At 71.2% G+C, this 14,908-nt stretch carries 11 protein-coding genes; 10 read left to right on the top strand and 1 reads right to left on the bottom strand.

What is annotated here, in order from left to right:
• Nucleotides 1–10 precede the first annotated feature (10 nt).
• Both HLB44_RS12215 and HLB44_RS12210 read left to right on the top strand, forming a co-directional pair.
• The gene (locus HLB44_RS12215) at nucleotides 11–991 is read left to right on the top strand and encodes a tripartite tricarboxylate transporter substrate-binding protein (RefSeq protein WP_173122841.1); all 981 of its coding nucleotides are present in this window, start codon (nucleotides 11–13) and stop codon (nucleotides 989–991) included.
• Between the two features lie 3 nt (nucleotides 992–994).
• Nucleotides 995–1,711 (top strand): enoyl-CoA hydratase/isomerase family protein, encoded by a 717-nt coding sequence (locus HLB44_RS12210; protein ID WP_173122840.1) that lies wholly within the window; start codon nucleotides 995–997, stop codon nucleotides 1,709–1,711.
• Here HLB44_RS12210 and HLB44_RS12205 read toward each other — a convergent pair whose 3' ends face one another.
• Nucleotides 1,712–3,505: a sigma-54-dependent Fis family transcriptional regulator gene (locus HLB44_RS12205; protein ID WP_173122839.1), complete on the bottom strand. Its 1,794-nt coding sequence runs from the start codon at nucleotides 3,503–3,505 to the stop codon at nucleotides 1,712–1,714.
• 242 nt (nucleotides 3,506–3,747) lie between these two features.
• Here HLB44_RS12205 and HLB44_RS12200 point away from each other — a divergent pair, with 242 nt between their 5' ends.
• The 8 genes from HLB44_RS12200 (at nucleotide 3,748) to HLB44_RS12165 (ending at nucleotide 14,888) form a co-directional block, all read left to right on the top strand.
• Complete coding sequence (locus HLB44_RS12200) at nucleotides 3,748–5,223, top strand: benzaldehyde dehydrogenase (protein ID WP_173122838.1); 1,476 nt, start codon at nucleotides 3,748–3,750, stop codon at nucleotides 5,221–5,223.
• A gap of 22 nt (nucleotides 5,224–5,245) precedes the next feature.
• On the top strand, nucleotides 5,246–6,385 hold the full coding sequence (locus HLB44_RS12195; protein ID WP_173122837.1) for an ABC transporter substrate-binding protein: 1,140 nt from the start codon (nucleotides 5,246–5,248) through the stop codon (nucleotides 6,383–6,385).
• 26 nt (nucleotides 6,386–6,411) lie between these two features.
• Nucleotides 6,412–7,179 carry a coniferyl-alcohol dehydrogenase gene (locus HLB44_RS12190; protein ID WP_173122836.1) on the top strand — a complete coding sequence of 256 codons (768 nt, stop codon included), beginning with the start codon at nucleotides 6,412–6,414 and terminating at the stop codon, nucleotides 7,177–7,179.
• A 35-nt stretch (nucleotides 7,180–7,214) separates the two neighbouring features.
• Nucleotides 7,215–8,951 (top strand): DUF1302 domain-containing protein, encoded by a 1,737-nt coding sequence (locus tag HLB44_RS12185; RefSeq protein WP_173122835.1) that lies wholly within the window; start codon nucleotides 7,215–7,217, stop codon nucleotides 8,949–8,951.
• A 16-nt stretch (nucleotides 8,952–8,967) separates the two neighbouring features.
• Entirely contained in the window at nucleotides 8,968–10,335 is a 1,368-nt protein-coding gene (locus HLB44_RS12180; protein ID WP_173122834.1) for a DUF1329 domain-containing protein, read from the top strand.
• 209 nt (nucleotides 10,336–10,544) lie between these two features.
• Nucleotides 10,545–11,477 (top strand): WD40/YVTN/BNR-like repeat-containing protein, encoded by a 933-nt coding sequence (locus tag HLB44_RS12175; RefSeq protein ID WP_173122833.1) that lies wholly within the window; start codon nucleotides 10,545–10,547, stop codon nucleotides 11,475–11,477.
• 32 nt (nucleotides 11,478–11,509) lie between these two features.
• Nucleotides 11,510–13,915 carry an efflux RND transporter permease subunit gene (locus tag HLB44_RS12170; protein WP_173122832.1) on the top strand — a complete coding sequence of 802 codons (2,406 nt, stop codon included), beginning with the start codon at nucleotides 11,510–11,512 and terminating at the stop codon, nucleotides 13,913–13,915.
• Between the two features lie 22 nt (nucleotides 13,916–13,937).
• A complete protein-coding gene (locus HLB44_RS12165; RefSeq protein WP_173122831.1) occupies nucleotides 13,938–14,888 on the top strand; it encodes an alpha/beta hydrolase in 951 nt (316 codons plus the stop codon).
• Nucleotides 14,889–14,908: the final 20 nt, after the last annotated feature.

Raw genomic sequence — 14,908 nt, 5'->3', positions numbered from 1 at the left:
GAGGACTCCCGTGATTCATCGTCGCCTGCTGCTCGCTTCCCTCGCCACCTCGACGTTCGTGCTGGCGGCGCCCGCGCTGCAGGCGCAGGGCGCGACACGCCAGGAGCCGCTGAAGCTGATCGTCGGCTATCCGGCCGGCGGGTCGGCCGATGCGGTGGCCCGCATGCTCGCGGACAAACTGAAGGATGAGCTGAACACGACGGTCATCGTCGACAACCGGCCGGGGGCCGGTGGCGCGATCGCCGCGGAGCATGTCAAGAACGCGCCGGCCGACGGCCGCACGCTGCTGATCGCCAACACGCACATGATGGTGATGATTCCGCTGACCTTCAAAGTGGTGCGGTATGACCCGGTGAAGGACTTCCAGCCGGTCGGCCGCGTCAGCAGCTTCTACGAGGCGATCGCCGTGCCGTCGGCGATGCCGGCCACGACCGTCGCGCAATGGATCGACCTGGCGCGTGCGAACCGCAAGGACGGCAGCTTCGGCGTGCCGGCACCCGGCAGCATCTCGCAGTTCATCGGCTATCGACTCGGCAAGGACGCGAATGCCGACATGCTGCCGGTGCCCTACCGCGGCGGCGCGCCGCTGGTGCAGGACCTGCTGGGCGGCCAGATCGCGGCGGGCATCCTGCCGATCGCCGACGTCGCCGCGCACCACCAGGCCGGCAAGTTGCGCGTGCTGGCAGTCAACGGCGCGCGCCGCTCGGAGCTGCTGCCGGGCGTACCGACGCTGGCCGAGATGGGCCTGCGCCAGTTCGACACGCTCGAGTGGGTGGGTCTGTTCGCGCCGCCCGCCACGCCGCGCGCCGCGCTGCAGCCGCTGCAGACAGCCCTCGCCCGCGTGCTGGCGATGAACGACATCAAGGCGGGGCTGGCGAAGATCGGCATGCACAGCGACCCGGCCACGCCGGACGAGCTGGGCAGGCTCATCGCCGACGAGCTGGCCAAGTGGGGCCCGGTGATCAAGGCCTCGGGTTTCCTGGTGGATTGAACGATGAGCCTCGAGACCGAAGCGCCGCTGCTGCGCGAGCTCTCCGACGACGGCGTGCTGACCCTGACGCTGAACCGGCCGCGCAAGCTGAACGCGATCACGGCCACGCTGGCGCAGGACCTGTGGCGCGCGCTCGAGCACGCCGATGCCGATGCTGCCGTCAAGGCCGTGCTGCTGCGGGGCGCGGGCCGCGCCTTCTGCGCCGGTCGCGATGTCAGTGCAGCACCCACCGAGGCGGAGCTCGAGGGTGTGCAACGCGTGGCCGCGGCCATCGTCGGCTGTCGCAAGCCGGTGGTTGCCGCCGTGCACGGCTGGGTGCTCGGGGCGGGGCTCGAATGGATGCTCGACGCCGACATCGTGATCGCCGCGCGCAGCGCTCGCTTGAAGTTGCCCGAAGCCTCGCTCGGTGTCTTCGTCACCGGCGGCCTGGTCGCCACCTTGCCGGCGGCCGCCGGCCTGGCCCGCGCCAAGGCCCTGATGCTGCTCGGCGAGGAGTTCTCTGCGGAGCAGGCGCTGGGTTGGGGCCTGGTGTGGAAGCTGGTCGACGATGACACGCTGGGCACGGCATCGCGAGCCATCGCGCAGCGTCTCGCCGCCCTGGATGCGGACGTGGCCGCGCGCTACAAGCGCGTGCTCAATCAGATCGGGCTGGCGAGCTTCGAGGAAGCGCTGCGGCGCGAGAGCGCCGAACAGCGGGCGCTCACGCAGCGCACAAGCTGATCACGCGTCGGCGCGGCCCGGCGCCTTCTCCAGCCGATACGCCAGCTGCGCCCGCGTCAGCCCGAGCTGCCGCGCCGCGGCCGCCAGGTTGCCGTCGGCCGCGGCCACGGCCTCGCGCAGCAGGCGGGCTTCCAGCTCGCCCAGCGCCAGCGTGTCGGCGCCCAGCGTCTGCTGCAGGTGCTGCAGCAGGTTGGGCACGCGGCCCGGGTCGTGGCTGGGCATCAGCGCGCCGCTGGCGCCGATCGCCAGCAGCGTCTCGTCCGACAGCTGCTCGCGGCGGAACAGGTGGCGCACGTCGATCGGCGCGCCGTCGTCGGCCGAGATCACGCCGCGCTCGATCAGGTTCTGCAGCTCGCGGATGTTGCCGGGGTAGGCGTAGTGCAGCAGCGCGCGCACCGCACGCGGCGTGAAGCCGGTGGGCGAGCGGCCGTGGCGCGCCGACTCGCGGCGCAGGAAATGGTTCATCAGCAGCGGCACGTCGTCGCGCCGCTCGCGCAGCGGCGGCAGGTGCATCGGGTAGACGTTCAGGCGGTAGTAGAGGTCCTCGCGAAAGCGCCCGGCACGCACCTCGGCCTGCAGGTCGACGTTGGTCGCGGCGACGACGCGCACATCCACCGTCAGCGTGCGCGTGCCGCCCACACGCTCGACCTCGCCCTCCTGCAGCACGCGCAGCAGCTTGCCCTGGCCGGGCAGCGACAGCGTGCCGACCTCGTCGAGGAACAGCGTGCCGCCGTCGGCGCGTTCGAAGCGGCCCGGGCGCGAGCTGCTGGCGCCGGTGAAGGCGCCGCGCTCGACGCCGAACAGCTCCGACTCGATCAGCGTCTCCGGAATCGCCGCGCAGTTGACGGCGACGAAGGGTTTGTCGGCGCGCGCGCTGATGCGGTGCAGCCTTCGCGCGAAGGCCTCCTTGCCGACGCCCGACTCGCCGGTGAAGAGCACCGTTGCCTGCGTGCGCGCGACGCGGTCGAGCTGGTGGCAGGCCGAGTTGAAGGCCGACGACGCGCCGACGATCTCGTGCCGCGCGCCGCTCACTTCAGGCGTTGGGTCGAGCACCGGCGTGGCGACCGCCGCGTGCGCCGCCGGCGCCTCGGCAAGGCTGCGGAAGTCGCGCGCCTGCAGGTAGCGCAGGTCCTCGCTGACGTCGCCCCAGGCCGCGGCATGGCGGCCGATCACGCGGCAGACGCTGGCGCCCATCGAGCGGCACTCGACTTCGCGGAAGACGACGAGCTGGCCGAACAGGCTGGTCACGTAGCCGGTGGCGTAGCCCACCTGCGACCAGCACGCGGCTTCGGTGCCGATGCCGTAGGCGGCGATGTGCTCGTCGTCCTCGCTCGAGTGCTCCCACAGGAACTCGCCTTCGTAGGTGCCGCGGTCGATGTCGAAGTCGAAGGCCAGCGGCGTGACCTTGACGACGCCTTCGAGCGCATGCAGCCGCGTGCCGGCCATGAAGACGCTCGCGGCGTCGCCGTCGGGCCAGCGCTCGCGCACCAGTTGCGCGTCGCGCGCGCCGGAGACGTAGCCGGCGCGCGTCAGCAGGCCGCGTGCACGCTCCAGGCCCAGCGTGTCGATCAGCTCGCGCCGCAGGTGACCCATCGCCGAGCAGTGCCACAGCAGCATGCGTTGGTCGTTGAGCCAGATGCGGCCGTCGCCGGGCGAGAAGAACAGCGATTCGGTCAGGTCGGCCAGGCTCGGCGGCAGGCCGTCGCGGTAGTGCGCGCTGTCGCCGCGGCGCAGCATCGCGCCGGTCTGGCGGGCCACCTCGGCGAGCGAGATGCGGGAGTCGGCCTTGGTCATGAGTTTCTGATTTGATGAATCGATCGCCGAGCGGCGGGCGATTTTGTTCTCAGTTGATGAACGCCAAGCCTTCGGGTGAACCCGAAGCTGCAGCGCAGCAATCGACCCCCGGGAAAGTCCGGAGTCGGTGGGTGTCTTTCCCTCGGTGACGGCGCGTGGTGGTTGGCCCTCAACCGCAGCCCGGCACGGCGCCGCGGCACGGGCGTTGCGCAAGGCAGGCCAGACCAACCCCGAGACCGCCGATGAGCACACCTCCGTTTCTCGACCACGCGCTGTGGCGCGACAACCTCTTCAGCAACGGCTGGCGCGCCGCCTCGCAAGCCGCCGATGTGATCGAGCCGGCGACCGGCCAGGTGCTGGCGCGCACCGGCCGTGCGGTGGCGGCCGATGTCGCGACCGCCGCGGCTGCAGCCGCCGCCGCGCAGCCCGCGTGGGCCGCGCTCGGTCCGCGCGAGCGTGCGGCGGTGTTCCAGCGCGCCGCGGCGCTGTTCCAGCAGCACTTCGACGAGCTGGCGCTGTACGTGACGCGCGAAACCGGCGCGATCCTGCCGAAGGGCCAGCACGAGCTGCGCGAGGCCGTGATGTTCTGCCAGCTGGCCGCCGCGATGCCGATGCAGGCGCAGGGCCAGGTGCTGCCCAGCGGGCCGGGCCGGATGTCGATCGCGCGCCGCGTGCCCTTGGGCGTGGTTGGCGTGATCTCGCCGTTCAACTTCCCGCTGATCCTGACCTTGCGCGTCGTCGCGCCGGCGCTGGCCACCGGCAACGCGGTGATCATCAAGCCCGACCCGCGCACGCCGGTGAGCGGCGGCCTGCTGATCGCGCGCATCTTCGAACAGGCCGGGCTGCCGGCTGGTCTGCTGCACGTGCTGCCCGGCGGCGCCGATGTCGGCGAGGCGCTGGTCGGCGATGCGAACGTCGCGATGATCTCCTTCACCGGCTCGGCCGGTGTCGGCCGGCGCATCGGCGAGCTGGCCGGCAGGCACCTGAAGAAGGTCTCGCTCGAGCTCGGCGGCAGCAATGCGCTGATCGTGCTCGACGACATGGCCAGCGACGCCGACCTCGATCTCGCGGCGTCGAACGTCGCCTGGGGCGCCTGGCTGCACCAGGGCCAGATCTGCATGGCGTCGAACCGCGTGCTGGTGCACGAGGCGATCGCGCCGGCGCTGATCCAGCGGCTGGTCGCCAAGGCGGATCGTCTGCCGGTCGGCGATGGCGCCACCGGCCAGGTCGCGCTCGGGCCGCTGATCGATCAACGCCAGCGCGACCGCGTGCATGCCACCGTGATGGCCAGCGTGATGGCCGGCGCCACGCTGCTGGCCGGCGGCAGCTACGAGGGGCTCTTCTACAAGCCCACCGTGCTCACCGGCGTGAAGCCCGGCATGCCGAGCTTCGACGACGAGACCTTCGGCCCGGTGGTCAACCTCGCGACCTTCAGCACCGACGACGAGGCGGTGGCGATCGCCAACCACGGCCATGGCGGCCTGGCCGCGGCGGTGATCTCGAAGTCGGTCGGCCGCGCGCTGGCGATCGGCAACCGGCTCAAGGCCGGCATGGTGCACATCAACGACCAGACGGTGAACGACGACGCCGTCAATCCCTTCGGCGGCCCCGGCATCGCCGGCAACGGCCACTCGCACGGCGGCCCCGGCGACTGGGAGTGCTTCACGGCCTGGCAGTGGCTGACCGTGAAGGACACGCCGCCGCAATTCCCGTTCTGACGGCCACCGCACAGGAGATTCCATGAATCGCCCATTCACCCGCCTGGCCGCCGCGCTGGCCCTCATCGCCGCCGCCGGCGGCGCGCAGGCCGACATCACGATCGGCGTCAACCTGTCGCTGACCGGCCCGCTGTCGTCGCTGGGGCTGCCGCAGAAGGCATCGCTCGCGCTGTGGCCCGAGCGCATCGGCGGCGAGAAGGTCCGGCTGGTCGTGCTCGACGATGCGTCGGACCCGACGGCCGCGACACGCAACGCGCGCCGCTTCGTCACCGAGCATCAGGTCGATGTGCTGCTCGGGCCCTCAGGCGTGCCGCAGGGCCTGGCGGTGGCGCAGGTCGCGACCGAGGCGAAGACGGTGCAGCTCGCGTTCGCGCCGCTGCCGCTGGCCGCGGGCCCGGACAGCTGGACCTTCGCGCTCGCGCAGCCGGTGTCGCTGATGTCCGATGCATTGGCGCGCCGCATGGTCGCCGATAAGGTGCGCAAGGTCGCCTTCCTCGGCTGGAACGAGGGTTACGGCGAGATGTGGCTGCAGGCCTTCGGCGCGTCGGCCAAGGCGGCCGGGCTGACGGTCGTGGCCACCGAGCGTTTCGCGCCGATCGACACCTCGATCACGGCGCAGGCGCTGAAGGTGGTCGCCGCAAAGCCCGACGCGGTGCTGATCGTCGGCGCCGGCTCGGCCGCGGCGATGCCGCAGATCACGCTGCGCGAACGCGGCTGGAGCGGGCCGATCTACCAGACGCACGGCGCAGCGTCGCCGGACCTGGTGCGCGTCGGCGGCCCGCGCATGAACGGCACGGTGCTGCCGGCCGGGCCGATGCTCGTTGCCGAGCAGCTGCCGGCGGCGAGCCCGGTGCGGCCCGTTGCGCTGACTTACGTCAGCGGCTTCGAGAAGCAGCACGGCGCGAACACGCGCACGCAGTTCGGCGCCCACGCCTGGGATGCGCTGCTGCTGCTGCAGCGCGCGCTGCCGCCGGCGCTGAAGGGCTCCGCGCCCGGCACCGCGGCGTTCCGGCGCGCGCTGCGTGATGCGCTGGAGAGCGAGAAGGAGATCGCGCTCGCGCACGGCGTCGTCAATTTCTCGCCCACCGACCACAGCGGCTTCGACGGCCGCGGCGTCGTGATGCTGCGCATCGCCGATGGCCGCTTCGAGCTGCTGCCCTGAATTTTTCAATAACTCCGGAGATCCCCATGAGCCTGCAAGGCAAGACCATCGTCATCACCGGCGTCAGCTCGGGCATCGGCGCCGAGACCGCGCGGCTGCTGCGCTTCCAGGGCGCGCGCGTGATCGGCGTCGACCGCAACGAGCCGATGCTGACGCTCGACGGCTTCGTCAAGGCCGACCTGTCGGAGCAGGCGGCGATCGACGCCGCCGTGCGCCAGCTGCCCGAGCGCATCGATGCGCTGTGCAACATCGCCGGCGTGCCGGGCACCGCGAACGCCGACTCAGTCGCCCGCGTCAACTACCTCGGCCTGCGCCACCTCTGCCAGAAGCTGCTGGAACGGATGCCCGCCGGCGGCAGCATCGTCAACATCGCGTCGATCCTCGGCGCCGAATGGCCGCAGCGCGTCGATACGCACAAGGCGCTCGCCGAGACGCCGCACTTCGAGGCCGGGCTGGCCTGGCTGGCCAAGCACCCGGTGCCGCAGGACACCTGCTACCAGTACTTCAAGGAAGCGCTGATCGTCTGGTCGGTCACGCAGTCGCAGCGCTGGTTCCTGGAGCGTGGCGTGCGCATGAACTGCGTCGCGCCGGGGCCGGTGTTCACGCCGATCCTCGGTGACTTCGTGACGATGCTCGGCGCCGGCCGCGTCGAGCGCGACGCGCACCGCATGAAGCGCCCGGCGCTGGCCGACGAGGTGGCGCCGGTGATCGCCTTCCTCTGCTCCGACGCCGCGCGCTGGGTCAGCGGCGTCAACCTGCCCGTCGACGGCGGGCTGGCGTCGACCTACCTCTGATCCCTTCCGACTCACAACAAACAGGAGACAAACCGATGGACCACCGCCGCAGCCTGCTGGCGGCGGCGGCAGCGCTCGCGCTGCCCGCCGCCCAGGCCTTCGACATCGATTCGGGCAACCCCGATCTGAAAATCCGCGCCGACCTGACGCCGAAATACAGCGCAGCCTATCGCCTGAAGAACGCGTCACCGGCATTGACGCGGCTCGACGTCGCGAACGACCCGGGCATCTCGAACGAGGACGATGGTGACCACAACTTCAACAAGGGCCTGGTCTCGAACCGCTGGGACCTGCTGGGCGAGCTGGACGTGACGACGAAGTCGTTCGGCGGCCGCCTGAGCGGCACCGCCTGGCGCGACAGCGCCTATCTCGGCCGCAGCGACTACGCCGGCACGCCGCTGCTGGCCGGCGGCATGCCGCTGGGGCCGACGGTGTCGACCTCGAACAACTTTCCCGGCCAGGCCTCGAACGAGTTCCTGCCGGCCACGCGACGCCAGCACGGCCGCGGCGGTGAGCTGCTCGATGCCTTCGTGTATCTCAAGGGCGAGCTCGGCGCGATGAAGGGCACGCTGCGCGTGGGCAAGCACACGCTGCAGTGGGGCGAAAGCCTGTTCTTCGGCCAGAACGGCATCGCCCACGCGCAGGGCCCGGTCGACATCGCCAAGATCGTCTCGGTGCCGGGCTGGCAGTTCAAGGAGGTGCTGCTGCCGGTCGAGCAGCTCTCCGGCTCGCTGCAGTTGGCCGAAGGCCTGTCGCTCGGTGCGTACTACCAGCTCAAGTGGCGGCCGAGCAAGATCCCCGGCGTCGGCAGCTACTTCTCGAACCAGGACTACGTGGGCACCGGCACCGTCGGCTTCGGCAATGCGCCGGATGGCACGCCGATCGTGCTGGCCTATGACCAGCGCCACGACCTGCGCCCGAAGGACAGCGGGCAGGGCGGCGTGCAGCTGCGCTGGAGCCCCACCGGCAGCGATTTCGAGTTCGGCGTCTACGCCGCGCAGTACCACGACAAGACGCCGGCGGCGCCGGTGTTCGACTTCGTCGGCGGCAACGTGCACCTGGCCTACGCGAGCAACATCCGCACCGTCGGCGCCAGCGTCACCTCGTCGGTCGGCCAGCTGAACTGGGCCGTCGAAGGCTCGGTGCGCAGCAACGCGCCGCTCAACAGCGACCCCGCGGTGCTCGGCCTCGGCCCGATCCTGTCGTGCGGCGGCTCCAGCGGCGATCCGTGTTATGCCGTCGGCCGCACCGGCCACCTGCAGGTCTCCGGCATCTACGTGCTGCAGCCCGGCCCGCTGTGGGGCGGCGGCGCGCTGCTGGCCGAGCTGGCCTACAACCGGCGGCTCGCGATCACGAAGGACATCTTCGCGATCGGCCCCGGCGGCCGCAGCGCCGGCTTGGGCGGTCTGGATCCGAACACGACCAAGGGCGCCTTCGCGCTGCGGCTGCTGTTCGAGCCGCAGTACTTCCAGGTGCTGCCGGCGCTGGACCTCTCGCTGCCGATCGGCCTGGGCTGGAACTTCGGCGGCCGTTCGTCGGCGATCGGCAACTTCGCCGGCGGTGCCTCGAAGGCCGGCGACTACAGCATCGGCGTGAAGGGCAAGTACCAGAACGCCTGGAACGTCGCACTGACCTTCAACGGCTTCTTCGGCGCCGAGAAGACCTTCACCGAGACGCTGGTGACGGGCGCCGGCTCGCCGCGCCAGCTGAGCTTCGCGCAAACGATGAGGGACCGTGCCCACGTCGCCTTCAACGCATCGCGCACTTTCTGACATTCGGAGACCCCAGATGCTGAACAAGCCCCTGCGGGCCGCGCTGGCCCTGGCCTGCGCCGCCCCGTTCATCGCCCCCTTGAGCACCCACGCGGCCGTCGGCGCCGACGAGGCCGCCAAGCTGAAGACCACGCTGACACCGCTCGGCGCCGAACGCGCCGCCAACAAGGACGGCAGCATTCCGGCGTGGGACGGTGGCCTGACCAGGGCACCCGCCGGCTACAAGAGCGGCGACCCGCGGCCCGACCCGTACGCCGCCGAGAAGCCGCTGTTCTCGATCGACGCGAAGAGCATGGACCAGCACGCCGCGAAGTTGAGCGACGGCGTGAAGGCGCTGATGAAGAAGTACCCCGACTTCCGCATCGACGTCTATCCGACGCACCGCAGCGCCGCGGCGCCGCAGTGGGTCTACGACAACACGCTGCGCAATGCGACGCGCGCCAAGCTCGTCGACGGCGGCCACGGCACCGAGAACGCGTACGGCGGCACGCCGTTCCCGATCCCGAAGGACGGCGGCGAGCTGCTGCAGAACCATCGCCTGGCCTGGACCGGCAGCAACGTGCAGGCGCCGGTGCGGGTGTGGGTCGTCACGGCAGACGGCCGGCGCGCGCTGGCCTCGGGCGGCGTGCAGAGCCTGCGCAAGCCGTACTACGACCCCGACGGCTCGATCGAGAAGTTCGACGGCTACTACCAGCTCGGCAAGTTCGCGGTCACCGAGCCGGGCTCGAAGGCCGGCGAGGCGATCCTCGCGCACGACAACCTGAACGCCAGCCAGCCGCGCGGGCTGTGGCAGTACCTGGTCGGCCAGCGCCGCGTGCGCAAGGCGCCGTCGGTGGCCTATGACACGCCGGACTCGGTGACCTCGGGCATCGGTCTGTTCGACGAAGCGTTCATGCTGTTCGGGCCGATCGACAAGCACCAGCTGAAGCTGGTCGGCAAACGCGAGCTCTACATCCCCTACAACAACAACCGCGCCGCCAGCGCGAAGGTGGCCGACCTGGTGACGCCGAAGACGCTGAACCCGGCGCTGGTGCGCTGGGAGCTGCACCGCGTCTGGGAGGTCGAGGCGACGCTGGCCGACGGCAAGCGCCACGTCGTGCCCAAGCGCAAGTACTACCTCGACGAAGACACCTGGCAGATCGTGATGTTCGACGGCTGGGACGCGAAGGGCGAGCTCTGGCGCACGAACTACACGCTGATGCTGCTGGCACCGGACATCCCGGCCGTCGTCGGCAACATGATGTGGGGCGGCTACGACCTGCACACCGGCGCCTACTACCTGAACATGGCGTCGAACGAGCTGCCGGTGCAGTACAAGCCGGTGGCGCCGATTCCGCGCGCCTTCTTCAGCGCCGAGGAGCTGGCCAACGAGGGCACGAGATAGTGAGGCCCCCACGCTCCCTACCGGTCGCTGCCCCCCGAGGGGGCTTCGGCAGCGGCCCGGCAGAGCCGGATCCGCGCCGAGCCTTGGCCAAGACCGTCTTGCGCACTCTCTTGTTCGCGGCAGCCGCGGCTGCGTGCGGTGTCGCAGCTGCGCCGCCTGAAGTGCTGCAACAGGCTTCGATTCAGACACCGAAAGCCGCGGGTGCCGCGATGCTCACCGTCGCGCGCGCCGGGCGGCGGCTGGTCGCCGCCGGCGAACGTGGCATCGTGCTCTTGTCGGACGACGACGGCCAGCGCTGGCGGCAGGCGGCTGTGCCGGTGCAGGCCACGCTGACCGCGCTGCGCTTCGTCGACGAGCGCACCGGCTGGGCCGTCGGCCACCTCGGCGTGATTCTGAAGACGGAAGACGGCGGCGAACGCTGGGTGCGCCAGCTCGACGGCATCAGCGCGGCCGCGCGCATCGCCGACGCCGCGCGCTCCGGCGACGAGCGCGCGCAGAAGCTGGCCGCGCACTTCGTCGACGAGGGCCCGGACAAGCCGTTCTTCGACGTCGACTTCGCCGATGCGCAGAACGGCGTCGCGGTCGGCGCCTACGGCATCGCCTTCGCCACCAGCGACGGCGGCGCGCACTGGACGCCGCTGGTCGGCCGGCTGCCGAACCCGAAGAGCCTGCACCTGTACGCGGTGCGCTGGGCCGGCGGCCAGTGGGTGATCGCCGGTGAGCAGGGGCTGCTGCTGAAGTCGGCGGACGCCGGCGGGACTTTCAGCGCGCTGGCCTCGCCGTACAAGGGCAGCTGGTTCGGCCTCGTCGCCGCGCGCTCCGGCACGCTGGTCGCGTACGGCCTGCGTGGCCGCGTCTTCCGCTCCGCCGACGGCGGCGCGAGCTGGCAGGCCATCGACAGCGGCGTGCCGGTGTCGATCAGCGCCGGCGTCGAGGTCGCGCCCGGCACGCTGGCGCTGCTCGGCCAGAGCGGCGACCTGCTGATCAGCCGCGACGACGGCCTGCAGTTCCACAAGCAGCCGGCCGCCGCCGCCTTGCCGGCCACCGGCCTCGCCGTCACCGGCGACGGCCACCTCGTGCTCAGCAGCCTGCGCGGCCTGCGCCGCCAGAGCGCGCCCTCAACGCCTCCGAGCGCTCGCTGAACACCCCCGAACGCTCCTCACCACCCGCCACGATGCACGCCTCCTCCACGCTCGACGACCAGCCCGTCGTCGCCCGCCTCGAAGACTTCGATGCCGCCTCGGGCTCGCCCGCCGAGCGGCTGCTGTTCAACCACCGGCCGTGGGTGCTGGCGCTGTGCCTGGTGCTGAGCGCGCTGTTCGGCTGGCAGGCGACGAAGCTGCAGCTCAACGCGAGCTTCGAGAAGACCATTCCCGTCCAGCACGCGTACATCGCGAACTATCTGGCGAACCAGGGGAATCTGGCGGGGCAGGGCAATGCCTTGCGCATCGCCGTCGAGACGACGGGCGAGTCGATCTTCGACAAGGACTACCTGCGCACGCTGCAGCAGCTGAGCGACGAGCTCTACCTGCTGCCGGGCGTCGACCGGCCGTTCATGAAGTCGCTGTGGACCAGCAACACCCGCTGGGTCGCGGTGACCGAGGAAGGGCTCGAGGGCAATACGGTGATGGGCGACAGCTACGACGGATCGGCCCGCGCCCTCACCGAGGTGCGCGCCAACGTCGAGCGCTCGGGTGAGATCGGCCAGCTGATTGCCGGCGACTTCAAGTCGAGCATCGTCTTCGTGCCGCTGCTCGACAAGCACCCGAAGACCGGGGAGGCGCTCGACTATGGCGAGCTCGGCCGCCAGATCGAAGCCCTGCGCGCGAAGTACGAGAGCGACCGCGTGCGCATCCACGTCACCGGCTTTGCGAAGGTGATGGGCGACCTGATCGACGGCATGCGCCAGGTGCTGGCCTTCTTCGCCGCCGCGCTGGTGATCTGCACGGCGGTGCTGTTCGGCTACACGCGCTGCGCGCGCTCGACGCTGCTGGTCGTCGCCTGCTCGCTGGTCGCGGTGGTCTGGCAGTTCGGCCTGCTCGCGCTCAGCGGCTATGCGCTCGACCCGTACTCGGTGCTGGTGCCGTTCCTGGTGTTCGCGATCGGCATGAGCCATGGCGCGCAGAAGATGAACGGCATCATGCAGGACGTCGGCCGCGGCACGCACCGCGTGGTCGCCGCGCGCTACACGTTCCGGCGCCTGTTCGTGGCCGGCCTGACTGCCCTGCTGTGCGATGCGGTCGGCTTCGCGGTGCTGGCGCTGATCCGCATCGAGGCGATCCAGGACCTGGCCGCGGTTGCCAGCATCGGCGTCGCGGTGCTGGTGTTCACGAACCTGGTGCTGCTGCCGGTGCTGCTGTCGTACCTGGGCGTCGGCCGGCGCGCCGCGGAACGCAGCCTGCGCGCCGAAGCGGCCGGCGCGGCGCCGACCGGGCTGTGGCGCCAGCTCGATCGCTTCACGCAGCGCGGGCCGGCGCTCGCCGCGATCGCGGCCGGCGCGCTGCTGGCCGGCGCCGGCTACGTCGCCAGCCTGCAGCTGCAGGTCGGCGACCTCGACCCCGGCGCGCCCGAGCTGCGCGCCGACTCGCGCTACAACCGCGACAACGACTACCTGACGCGCCACTACGCGGCCAGCGCCGACATCCTGGTGGTGATGGTCGCGACGCCCGAGGACCAGTGCACGCGCTACGACACGCTGGCGCAGGTCGACCGGCTGGCCTGGCGGCTCGAGCAGCTGCCGGGGGTCGAGGCGACGCACTCGATGGCCGCGCTGTCGAAGCTGGCGATGGTCGGCTACAACGAGGGCAACCTGAAGTGGTTCGAGCTGATCCCCAATGCGGCGGCGCTCGGCGGCGTGCAGACGCGCGCGCCGCGTGAGCTGTTCAACCAGGGCTGCTCGTTCCTGTCGCTCTACGTCTACCTGAAGGATCACAAGGCCGAGACGCTGGCGCGGGTGGTCGGCGAGGCGGAGGCGTTCATAACGTCTGAAAAACGTGGCGATACGCGCTTCATGCTGGCCGCCGGATCGGCCGGCATCGCCGCGGCGACGAACATCGTCGTGCAGCAGGCGATGCGCGAGATGCTGCTGTGGGTCTACGGGGCCGTCGTCGTGCTGTGCTTCGTGACCTTCCGCTCGTGGCGCGCGGTGGCCTGCGCGGTGCTGCCGCTGGTGCTGACCTCGATCCTGTGCGAGGCGCTGATGGTGGCCTTGAGCATGGGCGTCAAGGTCGCGACGCTGCCGGTGATCGCGCTCGGCGTCGGCATCGGCGTCGACTACGCGCTGTACGTGCTGAGCGTGATGCTGGCGCGGTTGCGCGCCGGCGACTCGCTGTCCGCCGCCTACCTGCACGCGCTGCAGTTCACCGGGCGCGTCGTGCTGCTGACCGGCATCACGCTCGCGCTGGCCGTCGGCACCTGGGCCTTCTCGCCCATCAAGTTCCAGGCCGACATGGGCATCCTGCTCGCCTTCATGTTCGTCTGGAACATGGTCGGCGCGCTGGTGCTGCTGCCGGCGCTGGCGCATTTCCTGTTGCGGCCGATGGCCGAACCCGCCGCGGCGCTGCAGCCCGCCGGCGCCTGAAACTTCCCGAAGGAGATCTCCCATGCTCGACCTGCAACTCGCCGCGATGATGAAGGCGGCCCACGCCGCCGGCATGCCCGACCTGTGCGACCTGCCGCTGCCGGCCAGCCGCGACCTCTATCGCCAGATCTGTGCGGCCGCCGACCGCCCACCGGCCGACGTCGGCGTTGCCGACCATGCGGTGCCGGCGGCCGGCGCGCTGCCGGCGATCCCGCTGCGCGTGTACACGCCCCGCGCTGCCGGCCCGCACGGCATCGTCGTCTACTACCACGGCGGCGGCTACATGCTCGGCGACATCGCGGCCTACGACAACGTATGCCGCCAGCTCTGCGAAGACAGCGGCGCGGTGGTGGTCTCGGTCGAGTACCGGCTGGCGCCCGAGCATGCCTTCCCGGCGGCGGCCGACGACGCCTGGGCCGCGCTCGGCTGGGCGGCCGAACATGCGCGCTCGCTCGGCGCCGACCCGGCGCGGCTGGCGGTGGCCGGCGACAGCGCGGGCGCGGTGCTGGCGAGCACGGTCGCGCTGCTGGCGCGCGATGCGGGGTTTCCGGCGATTCGCTTGCAGGCGCTGCTGTACCCGCCGGCCGCGGGCGGGCACGACGGCGACTACCCGTCGCGCGCGCGGCACGCGGCCGGCCCGACGCTGACCCTGCGCACGATGGCGCACTTCAGCGCCCATGCGTTCGGTGCGAGCGGCCGCGCCGCCGATTTCCGCGGCGCGCCGCTGCTGGCGCGCTCGCTCGCCGGCCTGCCGCCGACGCTGCTGGTGCTGGCCGGGCACGACCCGCTGCGCGACGAAGGCGTGGCATTCGCCGATGCGCTGCTCGCTGCTGGCACTCCTGTGCAACTGGTCGAGTGGCACGGCCTGGCCCATGGCTTCATCGTGATGGCCGGTGGCATCACCGCCGCGCGCCAGGCGCAGCGCCAGTTCGGGCTGGCCGTGCGCGACGCGCTGGCACTGCCAGGCGTCTAACTTGCTATTAGAGCGGCCTC

This window comes from Pseudaquabacterium terrae, assembly GCF_013266755.1.
GTDB classification, from domain to species: Bacteria; Pseudomonadota; Gammaproteobacteria; order Burkholderiales; family Burkholderiaceae_C; genus Pseudaquabacterium; species Pseudaquabacterium terrae.
This window is presented reverse-complemented; position numbering and strand designations above follow the sequence as displayed.

What these genes read in the sequence shown, in the direction of transcription:
- HLB44_RS12200 (WP_173122838.1), top strand. Translation starts at nt 3,748, where the DNA reads ATGAGCACACCTCCGTTTCTCGACCACGCGCTGTGGCGCGACAACCTC.
- HLB44_RS12170 (WP_173122832.1), top strand. Translation starts at nt 11,510, where the DNA reads ATGCACGCCTCCTCCACGCTCGACGACCAGCCCGTCGTCGCCCGCCTC.
- HLB44_RS12195 (WP_173122837.1), top strand. Translation starts at nt 5,246, where the DNA reads ATGAATCGCCCATTCACCCGCCTGGCCGCCGCGCTGGCCCTCATCGCC.
- HLB44_RS12185 (WP_173122835.1), top strand. Translation starts at nt 7,215, where the DNA reads ATGGACCACCGCCGCAGCCTGCTGGCGGCGGCGGCAGCGCTCGCGCTG.
- HLB44_RS12205 (WP_173122839.1), bottom strand. Translation starts at nt 3,505, where the DNA reads ATGACCAAGGCCGACTCCCGCATCTCGCTCGCCGAGGTGGCCCGCCAG.
- HLB44_RS12210 (WP_173122840.1), top strand. Translation starts at nt 995, where the DNA reads ATGAGCCTCGAGACCGAAGCGCCGCTGCTGCGCGAGCTCTCCGACGAC.
- HLB44_RS12180 (WP_173122834.1), top strand. Translation starts at nt 8,968, where the DNA reads ATGCTGAACAAGCCCCTGCGGGCCGCGCTGGCCCTGGCCTGCGCCGCC.
- HLB44_RS12175 (WP_173122833.1), top strand. Translation starts at nt 10,545, where the DNA reads ATGCTCACCGTCGCGCGCGCCGGGCGGCGGCTGGTCGCCGCCGGCGAA.
- HLB44_RS12190 (WP_173122836.1), top strand. Translation starts at nt 6,412, where the DNA reads ATGAGCCTGCAAGGCAAGACCATCGTCATCACCGGCGTCAGCTCGGGC.
- HLB44_RS12165 (WP_173122831.1), top strand. Translation starts at nt 13,938, where the DNA reads ATGCTCGACCTGCAACTCGCCGCGATGATGAAGGCGGCCCACGCCGCC.